Source organism: Thermovenabulum sp. (assembly GCF_049701175.1).
Classification (GTDB): Bacteria; Bacillota; Thermosediminibacteria; order Thermosediminibacterales; family Thermosediminibacteraceae; genus Thermovenabulum.
The window spans coordinates 1-1,705 of the sequence record NZ_JBNATW010000061.1 but is presented as its reverse complement, the minus strand read 5'-3'; the positions used below and the strand labels follow the sequence as shown (position 1 = coordinate 1,705).

Annotated in this window: 1 protein-coding gene; it reads left to right on the top strand. The window is 33.2% G+C overall.

What is annotated here, in order from left to right; all coding sequences use genetic code 11:
- Positions 1–120: 120 nt before the first annotated feature.
- The gene (locus tag ACPLVF_RS12000) at positions 121–1,530 is read left to right on the top strand and encodes an ISLre2 family transposase (protein WP_424597443.1); all 1,410 of its coding nucleotides are present in this window, start codon (positions 121–123) and stop codon (positions 1,528–1,530) included.
- The last annotated feature ends 175 nt before the right edge of the window (positions 1,531–1,705 follow it).

Below are 1,705 nucleotides of genomic sequence, written 5' to 3'. Positions count from 1 at the left end.
GATAGTGTAAAATATTTTTAGGTCAAAAAGGAGGAAAAAGCAGAAAAAATGTAGAAAAAAGACCTCACCATCCTCCCGCAGGATGAGTTTAAAAAAACTCAACAGGAAGGTGAGGTCTTTATGGAAATAATTCTATGCATACTTAAAACATTCCTCCTTTGTGCAGAAAAAATTTTAGGTTTACTTACAGGGGAATATACTTTTCCTGAATTTGAAATTGAACTTGAAAAATTACTGAAAGATTTAGGAAAGGAAATATGCAGGATAGTATTGCAAGAACTTGATGAAAAAATATATAAAGATAAAAAAGAGAGGGAAAATTGGAGAGTAGTCCAGAAGGACTGCGAAAGGACTATAACGACGAAATTTGGGGATGTAACATACAAAAGGCGATATTATGAAGATAAAAAAACAGGGGAAAAAGCTTATCTTGCAGATAGAGCTGCTGGTATACAAAAATATGAGAGGATAGATGTGGCATTAAAAGCTGAAATAACGGATTTATCGACAATGATGTCATATGAAAAAAGCACCCAGGAAATTAAGAGAGACGGTGCTGAATGTCATATAAGCCGCCAGACGGTAATGAATACCCTGAGAAAGATAGATGAGATTAAAACTTATGGAGAATCTGCAGCAAAGAAAAGAATAAAGGTGCTTTATATAGAAGCCGATGAAGATCATATTCATTATCAAAATGGGAAATCAGGAATAGTAAAACTGGTATACGTTCATGAAGGGAAAAGAATCGCAGCAAAAGATAGGAATGAATTGATAAATCCCAAGTATTTTTCAGGTGTATATGATGGAGAAAGGGTAGAAAAATTATGGGAGGAGGTATGGGAATACATAAAGAATACTTACGAAGAAGATCATATAGAACGCATATACATATCTGGAGATGGAGCGGCTTGGATAAAATTTGGGGCAACGTATTTACCCAATGCTGTATATGTGTTAGACCTTTATCATTTACAAAAGTATATAACAATGGCTTTAAAGGATGACAAAAAACTAAAGAGGGCATTATGGAAAGAAATATTTAAAGGGGATAAAGAGAAAGTTATAGGAATATTAATACAAAAATACAATGAATACGAAGGAGAAGGGGATAAAAATCTGGTAACAAAATGCATAGATTACATAAAAAATAATTGGGAAGGGATATATTCCTACAGTTTATACAAAGGGGAAATAACAGGATGCAGTGCAGAAAGCCATGTAAGCCATGTATTATCTGAGCGGCTGTCGAGGGGGCCATTATCGTGGAGTAAAATAGGGGCTCATAAGATGGCACAATTAAGGGCGGTAAAAGCAAGCGGCATATCGGTTAAAGAAATGATAATAAAGCAACGATTTGAGGATTTAAAGCCTGTAGAATTACCAAAGACTACTTTATACAAGGCAAAACAAAGAATAAAAAATATAAATGAAAAATATGGGAATATACGGGACTTACCAATTTTGCTAAACAAGAAGACATTTACAAGTATGGTAATAAAGTCATTATTACAGCAAATAACACTATAACTATATATAACTAAAAAGGTTGATAGATGAAAAAGGGAGGATAATTGCAACCATATAATGGAAATATTTGGCAATTACTTTAAAAACGATATCAATGCATATAAAAAATTTTTAATTCCTCATCTTGTGGTGAGATGGTGAGTTTTAAAAAAACCTAAAAATACTTGACGCGATC